The 16,093-nt window shown below is 72.4% G+C and carries 11 protein-coding genes; 4 read left to right on the top strand and 7 right to left on the bottom strand.

Annotated elements, in window-relative coordinates:
- Nucleotides 1–138: 138 nt before the first annotated feature.
- From CFP65_RS42175 to CFP65_RS22510, 3 genes are all read left to right on the top strand, one after another.
- Nucleotides 139–1,452, top strand: a complete 1,314-nt coding sequence (locus CFP65_RS42175) for a helix-turn-helix transcriptional regulator (RefSeq protein WP_104817888.1) — start codon at nucleotides 139–141, stop codon at nucleotides 1,450–1,452.
- A 36-nt stretch (nucleotides 1,453–1,488) separates the two neighbouring features.
- Nucleotides 1,489–2,760 carry a UDP-N-acetylglucosamine 1-carboxyvinyltransferase gene (locus CFP65_RS22515; protein ID WP_104817887.1) on the top strand — a complete coding sequence of 424 codons (1,272 nt, stop codon included), beginning with the start codon at nucleotides 1,489–1,491 and terminating at the stop codon, nucleotides 2,758–2,760.
- 89 nt (nucleotides 2,761–2,849) lie between these two features.
- Nucleotides 2,850–3,770, top strand: a complete 921-nt coding sequence (locus tag CFP65_RS22510; RefSeq protein WP_104817886.1) for a sigma-70 family RNA polymerase sigma factor — start codon at nucleotides 2,850–2,852, stop codon at nucleotides 3,768–3,770.
- 88 nt (nucleotides 3,771–3,858) lie between these two features.
- Here CFP65_RS22510 and CFP65_RS22505 read toward each other — a convergent pair whose 3' ends face one another.
- The 3 genes from CFP65_RS22505 to CFP65_RS22495 all read right to left on the bottom strand — a co-directional run bounded on the left by CFP65_RS22505 (nucleotide 3,859) and on the right by CFP65_RS22495 (nucleotide 7,701).
- Complete coding sequence (locus tag CFP65_RS22505) at nucleotides 3,859–4,536, bottom strand: VOC family protein (RefSeq protein ID WP_104817885.1); 678 nt, start codon at nucleotides 4,534–4,536, stop codon at nucleotides 3,859–3,861.
- 93 nt (nucleotides 4,537–4,629) lie between these two features.
- Nucleotides 4,630–5,940 carry a dicarboxylate/amino acid:cation symporter gene (locus CFP65_RS22500; protein ID WP_104817884.1) on the bottom strand — a complete coding sequence of 437 codons (1,311 nt, stop codon included), beginning with the start codon at nucleotides 5,938–5,940 and terminating at the stop codon, nucleotides 4,630–4,632.
- 309 nt (nucleotides 5,941–6,249) lie between these two features.
- A complete protein-coding gene (locus CFP65_RS22495; RefSeq protein ID WP_104821046.1) occupies nucleotides 6,250–7,701 on the bottom strand; it encodes a penicillin-binding protein 2 in 1,452 nt (483 codons plus the stop codon).
- A 161-nt stretch (nucleotides 7,702–7,862) separates the two neighbouring features.
- On the opposite strand from CFP65_RS22495, the gene CFP65_RS22490 reads away from it, so the two are divergent.
- Nucleotides 7,863–9,113, top strand: coding sequence for an MFS transporter (locus CFP65_RS22490; RefSeq protein WP_104817883.1), 1,251 nt, complete (start codon nucleotides 7,863–7,865; stop codon nucleotides 9,111–9,113).
- Between the two features lie 42 nt (nucleotides 9,114–9,155).
- Here the strand turns inward: CFP65_RS22490 and CFP65_RS22485 are convergent, their stop codons facing one another.
- From CFP65_RS22485 to CFP65_RS22470, 4 genes are all read right to left on the bottom strand, one after another.
- Entirely contained in the window at nucleotides 9,156–13,811 is a 4,656-nt protein-coding gene (locus tag CFP65_RS22485; protein ID WP_158702316.1) for an SdrD B-like domain-containing protein, read from the bottom strand.
- 193 nt (nucleotides 13,812–14,004) lie between these two features.
- Nucleotides 14,005–15,021: a LacI family DNA-binding transcriptional regulator gene (locus CFP65_RS22480; RefSeq protein WP_158702315.1), complete on the bottom strand. Its 1,017-nt coding sequence runs from the start codon at nucleotides 15,019–15,021 to the stop codon at nucleotides 14,005–14,007.
- Nucleotide 15,022: 1 nt separating this feature from the next.
- Nucleotides 15,023–15,358 carry a DUF4229 domain-containing protein gene (locus tag CFP65_RS22475; protein WP_104817880.1) on the bottom strand — a complete coding sequence of 112 codons (336 nt, stop codon included), beginning with the start codon at nucleotides 15,356–15,358 and terminating at the stop codon, nucleotides 15,023–15,025.
- Between the two features lie 167 nt (nucleotides 15,359–15,525).
- Nucleotides 15,526–16,050 (bottom strand): GNAT family N-acetyltransferase, encoded by a 525-nt coding sequence (locus CFP65_RS22470; protein WP_104817879.1) that lies wholly within the window; start codon nucleotides 16,048–16,050, stop codon nucleotides 15,526–15,528.
- Nucleotides 16,051–16,093: the final 43 nt, after the last annotated feature.

Genomic DNA, 16,093 nt, shown 5'->3' with positions numbered 1-16,093 from the left:
GACGCGCTCGCCGCCCGGCCAGGCGCAATTCTCCACAACTCGGCAACAGAGCCGGAGCGGGCCCGATCGAGCGCCCCGGCGAAGCGTCCCACTCAGCAGGGTGTCACGCCGTAGTCAAACGATCACCGAGAGTGGGAGATTGACCGTGGCAGCACCCCGCCCCGACACCCCGACGCACCCGAGACCTTCGGTGCCCACATCGCCGCCCGGCGCAGACGCAAGGGCTGGTACCAGCGTGACCTGGCCGCCCTGCTCGACCGCAGCGAGGACTGGATGTCGGGGGTCGAACGCGACATCATCCCGGTGCGCAACGTGGAGACCTTGGGGCGGCTCGCCCGGGCGCTCGACCTCCAGCTGGACGAGCTGCTCGGCCACCCCCAGCCGGCCCTGATCCCCAAGCCCCGCAAGCCCGTTCGCCGCACCCGGGCGACCCCGGCCCGCCCGGGTGCGGGCTACGCCGACTTCCTGACCCCGCCACCCGAGGAGCAACCACCCGACGGACCGGGCCCGTTGACCGCCCTGGCCGAACTGCTGCTCTACGGCTCCGCCCCGGCCGACGGCCCACCCGCCGCCGGGACGGCCGGGACGGCCGGAGAACTCGCGGCCGCCAGACGGGAGTTCGCGGCGGCCCGGTACGCCGAGCTGGCCCACGCGCTGCCCGGCCGGATCGCCGCAGCCCAGCTGCTGCCCGGCCCGGCCGAACGCTCCGCCCTGCTGGTGGCCCAACTGCACAACCTGGCGGCCCTGCTCTGCACCAAGCTCGACGACGACACGCTGGCCGCCGTCACCGCCGACCGCGCGCTGACCACCGCCCGCGCCGCCGGCCACACCCTGGTCACCGCCGAGGCCCAGCGGATGGTCGCGGTCGCCTGGCGCCGCCAGGGCCGCCCCGCCCGGGCCGCCGAGCTCGCCGTCCGCGCCGCCGAGGAGCTGGACCCGGGCCCCGCCGCACCCGGCACACCCGGGGCCGACGCCCAGGCCCGCCTCGCCGCCCAGGCCGAGCTGTACGCCACCGCCGCGTACAGCGCCGCCAAACTGGGCGACCGGGCCCGGGCCCACGCGCTGATCGAACGGGCCACCGCCTGCTCGCAGGCGGCCGGCGCCGGCTCCGGACGGTTCGGCGGCCCGGGCGCCGCCGTACTCCACCAACTCGCCGTGCACTACGAGTTGGGCGATGCCGGGCTCGCCCTGGACCTGGCCCGGGGGATCGACCCCGCCACCCTGCCGACTGCCGAGATCCGGGCCCGGTTCTTCACCGACGTGGCCCGCTGCTTCGAACGCTGCGGGCGGCCCGCCCAATCCCTCCAAGCCCTGCTCGCCGCCGAACGGGCCGCCCCGCAGGAGGTGCGCCGCAGCTCCGTCCGCGCCCTCGCCCCGGCACTGCTCCGGCACGACCCCGACCTGCCCGGACTGCGCGAATACGCCGCCCGCACCGGCGCCGCACTGCCGTAGCCGACGTCCTCGCCCCCGCCGCCCCTCGCCGAACGCCTGCTGATCACCGGCGGCCGCCCCCTGCACGGCCGCGCCACCGTCCAGGGCGGCAAGAACACCGCACTCCACCTCTACGCCGCCACCCAACTCACCGACGAGCCGGTCACCTTGACCAACGCCCCGGCGATCACCGACACCGCCGTCTACGCCGCGATCCTCACTCTGACCGGCACCCCGGCCACCTTCCGGGACGGCGTCTTCCGCACCCGGCCGCCCGACGAACCCCCGGACGCTCCAGCTCACTTGGTGGTCCCCGACCGCCTGGGCCGCCGGACCCGCATCACCCCCGTGCTCGCCGCCGGCCTGCTCGCCCGGGCCGGGCGGGTCCGCTTCCCCCTCCCCGGCGGCGACGCCTTCTGCCACCGGCCGATCGACCGCCACCTGGCCGCGATGGCAGCCGCCGGCGCCGAGCTGGAGCTCGACCGAGGCCAGGTCACCGCCCAACTCGCCGGCCCACTCCGCCCGTTCAGCTTCGATGCAAACACCAGCCACTGGGGCCCGAGTCTCGGCGCCACCGTCACCGCCCTGCTGCTGGCCGCCCGAGCGCCCGGCACCTCCACCATCCACCACCCCAGCGTCGAACCCGAAATCCTCGCCGTGGCGGAGCTGTTGACCCGCTGTGGGCTCGACCTCGACTGGTCACCCGGCCGGCTGCTGGTCACCGGAGCCGACCGGCTCGGCGGCGCCGCCTTCGCCGTACCACCCGACCGCACCGAGGCCGCCACCCTCGCGCTGGCCGTCGCGGCCACCGGCGGCACCCTCCACCTGACCGGCTTCCCCGGCTTCACGGACGGCCTGCGGGCGGCCCTCACCGCCGCCGGGCTCCGCTTCACCCCGGAGCACGGCGGCACCACCGTCACCTGCCCGGACGGGCCGCAGCCGCTGCACCTGGCCACCGGCCCGCACCCGGCCTTCCCGACCGACGTCCAACCCCAGCTGACCGCCTTCCTCACCCAAGCCCCGGGCACCTCGACCCTCACCGAACGGGTCTTCGCCCAACGCTCCGACCACATCCGTCCGCTGGCAGCCCTCGGCGCAGCACTACACGCCGACGGTCCGAGCATCACCGTCCACGGCCGCACCCCGCTGCGCGCCGCCGAGGTGCACGGCACCGACATCCGCACGGCCACCGCCCTGCTGCTGGCCGCCCTGGCGGCCGAGGGCACCTCCACCCTGCACGGCCTGCACCACCTCCGCCGGGGCCATGCCGGCCTGCTCTCCGCCCTCACCACCCTCGGCGCCCGGCTGGTGCTGCTCGATCCGCCCTGACGGACGCGCCGCTGTCACATTCGCCCGCTCACGAACGTCATAGTCATGACGGCCCCGACACCGGGCGCCCGTGACCCGAGGACGTGCCCGTGACCGCGCAGAACCACGCCGCTTCAGCCGACCTGGCCGAGCGCTTCGAGACCCACCGCCCGCTACTGCGGACGGTGGGCTACCGGATGCTCGGTTCGCTCGCCGAGGCCGAGGACGCCGTCCAGGAGGCCTGGTTCCGGCTCAGCCGCACCGAGGAGACCGAGATCGCCAACCTGGCCGGGTGGCTGACCACGGTGGTCGGCCGGATCTGCCTGGACCAGCTGCGCACCCGGGCCGCCCGGCGGGAGGACCTGCTCGGCGTGCACGTCCCCGACCCCGTCCTGACCCCCGTGCCCGACCCTTCCCTCACCACCCAGCCGGAGGGACCCGAGCAACGCGCCCTGCTCGACGACGAGTTGGGCCTTGCGCTGATGGTGGTACTGGACACGCTCGCCCCGGCCGAGCGGCTCGCCTTCGTGCTGCACGACATGTTCGCCGTGCCCTTCGAGGAGATCGCCGCCGTCGCGGGCCGGTCCGGCGCCGCCACCCGCCAGTCGGCGGCCCGGGCCCGCCGCCGCGTCCGGGCGGCCGCCCCGCCCGCTCCCGACCTCGGCCGGCAGCGGGCCGCCGTCCAGGCCTTCCAGACCGCCGCGCGCGAGGGCGACTTCGACGCCCTGCTCGCCGTGCTCGACCCCGACGTGCTGCTGCGCGCCGACTACGGCGCCCTCACCCCCGGCGCCAACCGCGAGCTGCACGGCGCCGAGACGGTCGCCGCCAACGCCCTCACCTTCGCCCGCTTCGCCGCCGAATCCCGCCTCGTCCTGGTCAACGGCACCTACGGCTTCGCCGCCGCCCCGGGCGGCCGGCTCTTCTCCGTGCTGGCCTTCACCGTCGTCGAGGACCGGATCACCCGGATCGACGTCCTGGCCGACCAGGCCCGCCTGGCCGCCCTGGACACCACGTTCCTTCTCCAGCCTTAGGCCGACCGGCGATTGGGGGGCGGCGGCGCGACGCCCGGGCCGAGTCTGGACGCCGCTCCTTCTCCCACCCCCCAATTGCCGGTCGGCCTTAACCGCAGGTGCCCACGCAGGCCTCGTTGCCCTCGGGGTCGGCCAGGATCCAGAGCTGGGGCGCGTGTTCGTCCGTCACCAGCCGCCCACCGGCGGCCAGGGCGGCGGCGACCCGCGCCTCGGCCTGGTCGTACGGGAGCCAGAGGTCCACGTGCACCCGGTTCCGCTGCGGCCGCGGCTCTTCCATCCGCTGGAAGTAGAACTGCGCGCCGCGGCGGCGCGGATCGATCAGGTCCTCCGCGCTCCCCGCGCGCTGGTCGTACCCGAGCAGCGCCCGCCAGAACGGCACCACACCGTCCCCCAGTGCGTCCAGGGTCACCTGCACCCCCTGCACCCGGCTCGGGTCAGCCACCAGCCCGAGCCGCCGCGCCACCCCCGAGATCCCCCGCGCCAGCTCCACGTCCGCCTCGGTCAACCCGTAGTAGTCCTCGGTCACCGTGACCAGCCGCACCGTCACCCCGTCCGGCCGCAGGTCCACGTCCGGTACCCGCCCCCCGGCGGCCACCAGCTCCGCGATCTCCCCCACGAACCGCGCCCCGGCCCCGAACCCCGCCACCGGGAAGTACGCGCACCCGCCCTCCCCGAGCACCCGCCACCCCTGCGCGGCGACCGCCTCGTGGAACGCCTTCGGCCTGATCCGCACCACGTCCACCCCGTTCACCCCGTCCTTGATCATCCGATCACCGTATCCCCCGGGGACGACAACGGCCGGGCCCCGCCCCCGAAACACGTGGGGAGGGGCCCGGCCGCAGGGCCGAGCGGTGCAGGGTCAGGCCGCGACGGCGGCCTTCTCGGCGGTCACCGGGGCGTCCTCGGAGAGGAGGTCGCCGGTGGGGTTGTTGTAGGCCTCGAGGTCGAGGGTCTTCTCGCGGGCCGCGACGATGATCGGGACCACGGACTGGCCGGCCACGTTGGTGGCGGTGCGGACCATGTCGAGGATCGGGTCGATGGCGAGGAGGAGGCCGACGCCCTCCAGCGGGAGGCCGAGGGTGGAGAGGGTGAGGGTGAGCATCACGATGGCGCCGGTGAGGCCGGCCGTGGCGGCCGAGCCGATCACGGAGACGAAGGCGATCAGCAGGTAGTCACCGATGGAGAGGTGGATGCCGTAGACCTGGGCGACGAAGATCGCGGCCAGCGAGGGGTAGATCGCGGCGCAGCCGTCCATCTTCGTGGTGGCGCCGAACGGGACGGCGAAGGAGGCGTACTCGCGCGGGACGCCGAGCCGCTCGGTGACCCGGCGGGTGACCGGCAGGGTGCCGACCGAGGAGCGGGAGACGAAGGCCAGCTGGATGGCCGGCCAGGCACCGCGGAAGAAGTTGACCGGGTTGAGCCCGCCGGCGAAGCGCAGCAGCAGCGAGTAGACGACGAAGAGCACCAGCGCGCAGCCCACGTACACGTCGATGGTCAGGGTCGCGAAGGGCTTGAGCAGGTCCCAGCCGTACTTGGCCACCGACTTGCCGATCAGGCCGAGGGTGCCGAGCGGGGCGAGGCGGATGACCCACCACAGGGCGGTCTGGGTGAGCTCCAGGACGGACTCGCTGAGCTTGAGCACCGGCGCGGCCTTCTCGCCGAGCTTGAGGATCGCGGCGCCGGTGACGATCGCCAGGAAGACGATCTGCAGCACGTTCACCTCGACGAAGGAGGTGGCGATGTTGGTCGGGATGATCCCGGTCAGGAAGTCGACCCAGGAGCCGGCGTCCTCGGGGGCCTTGAGGCCGCTGGTGGAGAGCCCGGCGCCGGAGCCGGGGTCGGTGAGCAGGCCGAGCCCGAGGCCGATGGAGACGGCGATCAGCGAGGTGATCAGGAACCAGAGCAGGGTGCGGACGGCCAGCCGGGCCGCGTTGGTGACGTTCCGGAGGTTGGCCACCGAGACCACGATCGCGGTGAAGACCAGCGGGGGCACGGCCAGCTTGAGCAGCTGGACGAAGGTCTTGCCGATGGTCTCCAGGGTGGTGGTCAGCCAGGAGACGTCCTGGCTGCGGGCCAGGAAGCCGAGCGCGACGCCGAGGACGAGACCACCGACGATCTGGGCCCAGAAGGGGGTCTTCCGGACGGCGCGGAGGACGGGAGGTGTGGACATGCTGGTGCGACTCCGGGGGAGGAAAGCGGGTGGGGGCCGGAAACGGCGATACGACGGCGAGCGGGGACACCCGGGCTACAGGGCGTCAGGCGCGACGTACCGCCCGCATACAGCTGCGACAGGCGCGGGCGGCGGCACCCCGGGGGCACGCGGCGGCGCGGGCGGCGGGCATGGCGCCCGGCCCCTGCTGCGAAGGCGTGCCGGTGGTGGTCATGGCGGACACACTAGCAACAAACCTTTGAGAAGTTCAAAGTACTTGTTTGAGATGAGCGGCGAGGACGCCACCGGGCGGGCCCACGAACCACCCGGTCAGCGCTTGAGGTACGCCTGCGCCATCGCCTTGGAGACCGGGCCGGCCAGCCCGCCGCCGGTCACGGCGTCGCGGTCGGCGGAGCCGTCGAGCACCACCACGGCGGTGGCGATCCGCTTGCCCGAGCCGTCCTCCGCGAAGGAGGTGAACCAGGCGTACGGGATGCCGCTGTTGTCGATGCCGTTCTGCGCGGTGCCGGTCTTGCCGCCGACGGTCAGGCCCTTCACCGCCGCCGCGCGTCCGGTGCCGGCGGTGACCACCGAGACCATCGCGGAGTGGATCTGGTCGGCCGTCCGCTTGCTCATCACCTGGTCGAGCCGGGCCGGCCCGAACTCCTGCACCGTGCGCCCGGAGTGGTCGGTGAGCTTCTCCACCATCGAGGGCTTCATCAGCACGCCGCCGTTGGCCACAGCCGCCGAGACCATCGCCATCTGGAGCGGGGTGGCCGTCACCGAGAACTGGCCGATGCCGGTGAGCGCCACCTGCGACTTCTCCATCCCGCTGGGATAGACGCTCTCGGCGGCCCGCACCGGCACGTCCAGCTGCCCCAGCCCGAAGCCGAACTTCGCGGCCTGGGCCGCCATCTTCGTCTCGCCCAGGTCGGCGGCGACCTTGGCGAAGACGTTGTTGCAGGAGTACTCCAGCGCCGTGCGGAGCGAGGCGTTGGTACAGGGGGCCGAGGGGTTCTCGTTGGTGAGCACGGTCCTGGTGCCGGGCAGGGTGTACGGGTCCGGGCTGTCGGTGGGCTGGTCCACGTCGGAGTAGAGGCCGTTCTCCAGCGCGGCGGCCAGCGTGACCAGCTTGAAGGTGGAGCCGGGCGCGTAGGTGGAGCGCAGCGCGCTGTTGAGCATCGCCGAGCCGTTGTCGGCGCTCAGCTGCTTCCAGGCGGCGGCGTCGGCGGCCGAGCGGCCGGTGATCCGGTTCGGGTCCCAGGAGGGGGTGGAGACCAGGGCGAGGATCCGCCCGGTGTCCGGGTCGATCGCCACGGCGGCGCCCTGCTTGCCGCCGAGCGCGTTCCAGGCGGCCTGCTGCACGGCCGGGTCGATGCTGGTCACCACGTCGCCACCGGCCGGCCTGTCCCGGGTGAGGGCGGCGAAGGGCGAGGCCAGGCGGGGGTCGGAGCCGTCGAGCAGCGGCCCGTAGAGGTTCTCCAGCTGGGTCGAGCCGTACGCCTGCGAGCTGTATCCGGTGACCGGGGCGTAGAGCGGGCCGTCGGCATAGGTCCGCTGGTAGGCGAGCGAGCCGCCGCCGGCCTTGGAGCCGGTGACGGGCTGGCCGCCGACCAGGATGTTGCCCAGCGGGTCGGCGTACCGGTCGATGGTGTTCCGCGCGTTGGCGGGGTTCTTGTCGTACGAGTCGGCCTTGGCCACCGCAATCCAGGTGACCCGCACCATCAGCGCGAGCACCAGCAGCAGACAGAACAGCGAGGCCCGACGGATCGAGCGGGTCATGCCGTACCCACGGTTCGGGGTGTTCATCGGATCCCGTCCTGGTCGGTTTGCTTTTCCACCCAAAACGGACGCAATCGACCACCCGGAAGTTCCACACCCGGCCCTCCCGGCCCGGGCACCGGGTTTGACCCAATCCAGTTATACGTATAACTTACTTCACCATGGGCTACCTCGCACTGCTCCGCGCTCCACACGTCACCCGGCTGCTCACCGGGACCCTCCTCGGCCGCCTCCCCGCCGGCATGACGGCCCTCGTCATCGCCCTGGCCCTGCGCGAGGCGGGCACGCCCTACAGCAGGATCGGCCTGGCCACCGCCGCCTACGCGATCGCGGCGGCCGTCGGCGGGCCGGTGCTCGGGCGGCTGGTGGACCGGACGGGGCAGCCGAAGGTGCTGCTCGGCTCGGCCGTGGTCGCGGGCGGCGGGTACGCGCTGCTGGCGCTCGCGCCGGGCAACGGGGTGGCCGCCCCGCTCGGGGCCGCGATCGCCGGGCTGGCGATGCCGCCGCTGGAGCCCTGCCTGCGCTCGCTCTGGCCGAGCGTCGTCGAGGAGGAACAGCTGGACACCGCGTACGCCTTCGACTCCGCCTCACAGCAGATCCTCTACGTGGCCGGCCCGCTCGCGGTGGCCGGCATCTCGGCGGTCTTCGGGCCGTCCACCGCCCTGTGGACGGCGGCCGGGCTCGGCCTGGCCGGGGCCCTGGTGGTGGCCACCACCGCTCCGGCCCGGGCCTGGCGGGCCCCCGCGCGCGGCGAGTCGGCCGGGCTGCTCGGGCCGCTCCGCTCGCCGGGGCTGGTGCTGCTGCTGCTCGGTCTGGCCGGGGCCGGCTGGACGGTGGGTGCGCAGAACGTGCTCTTCATCGCGTACGCGGAACAGCACGCCGGGCAGCACGCCGGGGCGCTGCCCGGCGGCGCGGGCACGCTGCTCGCGCTGGCCGCGCTCGGCGGCCTGGTCGGGGCGCTGGTCTACGGCGCGGTGAAGTGGCGCTCGACCACGGCCACCCGCACCTGGGCGCTGGCCCTGGCGATGGCCGCGAGCTACCTGCCGCTGCTCCTGCTGCCCGGCCCCTGGGCGATGGCCGGGCTGGCGCTGCTCTCCGGGATCGGCCTGGCGCCGCTGCTCGCGGCGGCCTTCGTGCTGGTGGCCGAGCTGGCCCCGCGCGGCACCGTCACCGAGGCGTTCGCCTGGCTGGTCACACTGTTCGCCACCGGCAACGCGGCGGGCTACGCCGTCTCCGGCTCGCTGGTCGCGCACTCGCTCACCGGTGTCGCGCTCTGCGCCACCGGCGGCATCACGCTGGGCGCACTGCTGCTGTTCGGCGCCCGCCGCTGGTTCCAGCCGGCCGAGGAGACCGGTGGTCCCGAGACGGACACGGCGCGAGGCGCCGCCCGCGAGCTGGAGTCAGTCGCCTGACCTCAGCCCCGAACGGCGCCTCGCGCCCCGGACCACCGGGTATCAGCTGTGGCCCCCCTTCCGACGGTGCATCAGCACCGCGCCGAAGACCACCAGCACGCCGGCCAGTGCACCCAGCGGGCCGAACGGCACGTCACTCCCGGTGTGCGGCAGCGGCGTCGGGCTGGCTGTGGGGCTCACCGGAGGCGTCGGGGTGGGGGTGGGGACCGGAGTAGGCGTGGGAGTGGGTGTCGGCGCGGGAGTGGGAGTGGGTGTCGGCGTCGGAGTCGGCGGCACCGGCTTGACCAGACCCATGTCCAGGTCGAGGTAGTTCATGCCACCCGTCAACCGGACCGTCTGCGTGACACCCGTCGTCTGGTCCGCGTCCGAATCCTTCGCCGCGTCACCGGCAGCCCGAGCCGTCACCGACCAACCAGCCGGAACCGTCGTCAGATCGAACTTCACGCCGTACGTGCCGTTCGGCAGCTTGTCGAACAGGTACTTGCCGCTCGCGTCCGTCACCGCACTGACCGGCTGACCACTCCCATCCAGGACGTTCTTGCCGGACCCGTCCAACAGGAACACCTTCACACCGGCGACACCAGGCTCACCAGCGTCCTGAAGGCCATTCTTGTTGACGTCCTCCCAGACGAAGTCACCCAACGAGTTCGGCAGCGGCTTCAACAGACCCATGTCCAGATCCAGGTAGTTGGTGCCACCCGTCAACTGAACCGTCTGCGTGACACCCGTCGTCTGGTCGGCATCCGAATCCTTCGCCGCGTCACCGGCAGCCCGAGCCGTCACCGACCAACCAGCCGGAACGGTCGTCAGATCGAACTTCACGCCGTACGTGCCGTTCGGCAGGTTCGCGAACAGGTACTTCCCAGTCGCATCCGTCACCGCAGCGACCGGCTGACCACTGCCGTCCAGGACGTTCTTGCCCGACCCGTCCAACAGGAGCACCTTCACACCGGCGACACCCGGCTCACCCGGATCCTGCAGACCATTCCTGTTGACGTCCTCCCAGACGAAGTCACCCAACGAGTTCGGCAGCGGCTTCACCAGACCCATGTCCAGATCCAGGTAGTTGGTGCCACCCGTCAACTGAACCGTCTGCGTCACACCCGTCGCCGGATCCGCATCCGAATCCTTCGCCGCGTCACCGGCAGCCCGAGCCGTCACCGACCAACCAGCCGGAACGGTCGTCAGATCGAACTTCACGCCGTACGTGCCGTTCGGCAGGTTCGCGAACAGGTACTTCCCAGTCGCATCCGTCACCGCAGCGACCGGCTGACCACTGCCGTCCAGGACGTTCTTGCCCGACCCGTCCAACAGGAGCACCTTCACACCGGCGACACCCGGCTCACCGGCATCCTGAAGACCATTCCTGTTGACGTCCTCCCACACGAAATCACCCAGGGAGTTCAGCGGCTTCACCAGGCCCATGTCCAGATCCAGGTAGTTGGTACCACCCGTCAGCTGAACCGTCTGCGTCACACCCGTCGCCGGATCCGCATCCGAATCCCTCGCCGCGTCCCCAGCGGCCCGAGCCGTCACAGACCAACCAGCCGGAACGGTCGTCAGATCGAACTTCACGCCGTACGTGCCGTTCGGCAGCTTGTCGAACAGGTACTTGCCGCTCGCGTCCGTCACCGCAGTGACCGGCTGACCACTCCCATCCAGCACGTTCTTGCCGGCCCCGTCCAGCAGGAACACCTTCACACCGGCGACACCGGGCTCACCGGCATCCTGAAGACCATTCCGGTTGGTGTCCTCCCAGACGAAATCACCCAAGGAATTGGGCTGGTCGGGCTTGACCAAGCCCATGTCCAGGTCGAGGTAGTTCATGCCACCGGTCAGCTGGACCGTCTGGGTCACACCCGTCGCCGGATCCGCATCCGAATCCTTCGCCGCGTCACCAGCGGCCCGAGCCGTCACCGACCAACCAGCCGGAACCGTCGACAGATCGAACTTCACGCCGTACGTGCCGTTCGGCAGCTTGTCGAACAGGTACTTCCCAGTCGCATCCGTCACGGCGGTGACCGGCTTGCCGGTCTTGTCGCGGACCACACGGCCCTGGCCGTCGAGGAGAGTCACCTTGATGCCCGCCACGCCGGGCTCACCGGGGTCCTGGAGGCCGTTCTTGTTGCTGTCCTCCCAGACGAAGTCGCCCAGGGAGTTGGGCGGGGTGGGGGGCCACTGCACACCGATGCCGACCTTGGCCGGCTCGGCCGGGAGGAGCGGCTTGCCGGTGTTGTCGGTGGCGGTGTAGGCGAAGCTGTTCCATGCGAAGCCGGCGTCGGGGGCGTCCACCGAGGCGACCATCGACCAGGTCAGGGTGAAGCTGGCGCCGGAGGCCAGCGCGCCGGGGCGGCGGATCCGGAACCAGGTGGCGGTGCCGGGGCCGGGGAAGGTGGTGCTCCAGGTGGCGCCGGCGTTGCACGGGGCGTTCGGCGGCGTGGTGGGGAGCTCGGCCGGGCGGCACGGGTTCGGGTCGGTGGTGTACTCGATCACCACGGTCGGGTCACTGCTGGTCAGCGGCACGGTGAGCGAGGGCGTCCAGGTGGAGCCGCGCCCGGTGTTCGGGTTGAGCACGTAGCCGTCGCCCGGGGTGGGCAGACGGTCGTAGGCGACGAAGTCGGTGACCGCCTCGGGCGAGTCGTTGCGGACGGTCATCCGGTAGGAGATGTCGCCGCCCGGCGAGGTGGTTCCGGTGGAGCCGTAGTCGGCGTCCTTGTCGCCCTTGACCTCCTTGTAGGCCCTGAGCACGGCGGGCACGTCGATCTGCACGTTCGAGCTGGCCTTGCAGAGCTTCTCGGTGGTGTTGCCGTTGCCGTTGAGGTCGTCGCCGTCCGGCACGGAGGTGTCGGTGCCGAAGAAGAAGCAGGTCACCGGCGGGGAGGGGTTCTGGACCGTGACGAAGATGTCGTTGGTCAGCATCCCGGGCTTGGCGCTGCCCGCCACCACGGCGTCGAACAGCACCTTGTACCTGCCGGCGTCGTTCAGGTAGGTCTGGTCCTGGATCGGCGGGTTCCAGACCATCTTGACCAGCTGGCGGCCGTCCTTGCCGGGCAGCACGCTCACCGTGTCTGGCGCCTTGCTCCCGGACCAGGCCGGGTCGGGCCGGACGCTGCCGTCGACGAAGACGACGCCGGGCGGCAGCAGGTCGTACAGCTCCAGCGGCTTGTCGAGCACCTTGCCGGTGCGGTTGTACGGGGTGACCTGGAAGGTCACGTGGCCGCCGGGGGAGACCACGGCGCCCTCCGTGGTGACCTTGGCGGCGCCGAGGTTGGTGCCGTCCGTCACGGTGGTGTCGGCGCAGGCGTTGGCCTTGCCCTGGACACCCGCGGCGTCGGTGCCGACCACGTCGATGCAGTTGTGCAGCGGGTCGGGCGCGGGGGTGCCGTCGTGGCCGGTGTAGAGCACCTGGGTGAGGAACTGCACCGAGTTGCCCGGGCTCCAGCCGCTGGGGATCGGACCGTTCCAGCTGAACCGCAGGCCGTCGAGCCGGTGGCCGGCCGGGATGACGATCGTATCGGCGCCACTGGGCGCGGTGGCGAAGGTGATCCGGCGAGTGGTGGTGCCGTCCAAGGGCGAAGCGGAGTTGAAGGTCTGCCAGGTCGGATCACCGTTGATCCGGTACTCCAGCGTCAGGCGGATGCTGCTGGGTGCCCACTGGTTGAGTTGGATGCTCTGCGGCACCAGCCAGTTGAAGATGTTGGCGGGGGCGGTGCCGGAGCCCGGCTCGGTCATCACCAGGCTGGTGACCGGCCCGGCGTTGTTGGTCGGGAAGAGGCTCATCCCGTTGACGTCACCCGAGACGGACTTCGCACCCCAGGTCTTCGCGGCGCCCACCACCACACCGGTGGTCGGCGGCTGGAAGGTCGGCGTGGTGGCCTCGGCCGTGGAGAGATCCTGCTCCGGGTCGGGCCCCAGCGGGTCGCCCTTGAGGACGACGGTGTTCTTCGAGGTGGTGCCGTTCGGGAAGGCCGACTCGGGGTAGTTCACCACGAGCGCCCCGGGGTAGCGGCAGCCCGCCTGGTGGTTCCCGGCGCGGAACTCGCCGATGTCGAACTCCCAGTTGTTGCTGCCCGGGGGCTTCTCCGTCCAACCCGGCGAGCGGCTGACGTCCACCACCGCACCGGGCGGCAGCTGGTCGACCAGCCGGCTGGTGTCCAGGTCGACGTTGGGCGTCTGGTCCTTGGAGCAGGCACCGAACTGGTAGGTCACCGTCCGGCCGTCCTGGCTGCTGGCCTGGACGCCCTTGGTGACGTCGTACTTGGGCTGGACCACGGCCGTGGTGGTGACGGTGCCGGTCTGCTTGGTCTCGTTGTCGGCCGTGAAGTCCGCCGTGTTGACGGCCTTGGTGCCGTTGGCGGTGGTGAAGTTCGGATACTTGAGCACCACCTTCACCGTGGCCGTGGTGCCGGGGGGCAGTGGGCTGACCAGCTTGATGTCCGCCGTGCCGCCCATCGTCCCGGACGACGGCACCTTGGAGCCGCCCACGTCCACTGTGGAGGCGTCCGGCGTCCAGCCGACCCACTCCATCTCCGGCGGGAGCTGGTCGGTGATGGCGCCGTTGACGCACTCGTCCACCGAGCAGGTGTACGAGAGCGTGTAGGTGACGTTCTCCCCCGGGGCCGGGTTCGTCTTGTCCGCCGTCTTGGTGAAGGTGATCGCCGCATGCGCGGGGGTCGCGCCCATGGTGCTGCTCAGCATCGTGCCGCAGAGCAGACCGAAGGCGGCTGCCAGTCGCGATGTTCGGGATAGGCCCCGAGGGATGGTTCTCCGCATGCTCCCATCTGAGCCCGTACATCTCGTCCAGGAGGGCAGCGACGGTCCGCGCCTCCGAACCTTTCATCCGATAGGACCAGCGGCAGATCCGCTCAACTGTCCGTCAGCGGAGCGGGCGTCAGAACACCGGCCGGGTCGAGGCCCGCAGCACCAGCGCGGTGGCCAGCGGCGGCACCGCCGGGGCCGGTTCGCCGCGCAGCAGGGCGGCCAGCGCCGCCACCCCGGCCCGGCCCAGCTCCTCGCCGGGCAGGTCCACCGTGGTCAGCGGCGGGGCCAGCAGCCCGGCCACCGGCACGTTGTCGATGCCGACCACCGAGAGGTCGGCCGGGATCCGCAGCCCCAGCTCGGCGGCGGCCTGGTATACCCCGGAGGCCACCACGTCGTCGTCGCAGAGCACCGCCCGGGGGCGGTCGGGCGCGGCCAGCATCCGGTAGGCGGCCGTCCGGGCCGCCTCCTGGCCCTCGTTGAGGGTCACCCCGGCCTCCACCACGGCCAGCTCGCGGTCGCGGGCCGCCGCCTCGAAGGCGGCCTGGCGGACGCGGAAGGTGTACGCGGAGTGGGTGGAGCGCAGGTGGCCGATCCGGCGGTGGCCGAGGCCCGCGAGGTGCTCGACGGCGGCCCGCATGCCGCCCGCCACGTCCAGCTCCACCGTCGGGCGGGCCGGGTCGGTGACCGGGTCGGCGTCCAGGAAGACGGCGGGGGTGGCCGGGGGCAGCTCGCCGAGCTGGCTGTCGTCCGGCGAGCAGATCAGCAGACCGTCGAACCGGCTGGTGTCGGCGGCCTCGGCCAGCGTCGCGCTGCCCCAGCCCGAGCTGACCACCACGGCCATCCCGTGCTTGCCGGCCTCCTCGTGCACCCCGACCAGCACCCGGCCGAAGAACGGCCCCAGGATGTTCGGCACCGCCAGCAGGATCATCCCGCTGCGGCCCAGCCGCAGCTGCCGCCCGGCGGCCTGCGGGCGGTAGCCGAGCTCCCGGGCCGCCTCGCGGACCCGCTCCCGGGTGGCCTCGGAGACCCGGTGGCCGGCCTCGGAGCCGGAGAACACCAGCGAGACCGTCGCCTGGGAGACGCCGGCCAGCCGGGCCACGTCACGCCCGGTGGGGCGCCGGGCCGCCGGCTCGGCGGGGTGGGTCACCTCAGCCCTGCGCGGCGGCCGCGGCACGGGCGGCCTCGTCGGCCGCGTCCTCCTCGGCGTTCTGCTGGGCGATCCGGGCGGCCGTCCTGGACTTGCGGCCCTCCACCTTGGCCACCAGCTGCGCCGACATCTCGTCCCGCTGCCTGCTCAGCAGCACGTAGCTCAGCGGCGCCGAGACCAGCGCCGCGATCAGCACCAGGAACATCACACCGGCGGCCCCGCTGACCGGGATGACCCCGAAGTGGCCGAGCAGCAGCGCCAGCAGCAGGCACCCGAGGAAGATGCTGGCCCGCAGCGAGGTGTAGCGGAGCGTGGCGTGCGACTTGCTGCTGCTCACGGCTTTGCGTCCTTCCGGGGGTGAAACACGGGCCATCCAGTGAAACACAGCGGCTCGGCCGCGGACGTCAGGGGGCGCGGGGAACCGCGCGAAGGGGTGGGCATCGGGCCGCCGGCGGCCGGCCGCGCACGCAGTTGACGAACAGCGCCTCGCGCCCCCGTGGTTCCTCACCGTAGCTCCAGCCACATGGTGACGTCGTCGCGGTCGTCGCCCGGCCCGACCCGGATCGCCCCGGGCACCCGGCCGACCTCGACGTACCCGCTCCGGGCGTAGAAGCGCTCCAGCCCGTGCCCGCCCCGCAGGGTGAGCCGCAGGCCGGCCAGGCCCCAGCCGCGGGCCACCCGCTCGGCCTCGGCCAGCAGCTGGGCGCCGTAGCCCAGGCCCTGGCTGGCGGGGTGCACCATGACCCGCTTGAGCAGCCGCCAGTGGTCCATCAGGTCGAAGCGCTGGTCCTCGAAGAAGAGCACCGCCGCCACCCGCTCCCCCGCGTACCCGACCAGCAGCCGGTCTCCGCCGGGCCCGCCGAGCCCGGCGAACTGCTTCTCGGCCGTCGGCCGCACCCGCTCCTCGGTGACCGGCGGCACGAAGCCCACCGCCCCGCCCGCGTTGCTCACCTCCGTCCAGAGCGTGACGATCTCGGCCCGCAGGGCGGGGGTCAGGTCCGGATCCAGCTCGAAGCGCAGCAATGTCATAGGCACAGAGCCTAGTAGACCCTTACGACAGCCGTACGACAGC

The sequence above is a fragment of the Kitasatospora sp. MMS16-BH015 genome (assembly GCF_002943525.1).
Classification (GTDB): domain Bacteria; phylum Actinomycetota; class Actinomycetes; order Streptomycetales; family Streptomycetaceae; genus Kitasatospora.
The sequence above is the reverse complement of the archived record's forward strand: the minus strand, read 5'-3'. Positions and strand labels throughout refer to the sequence as shown.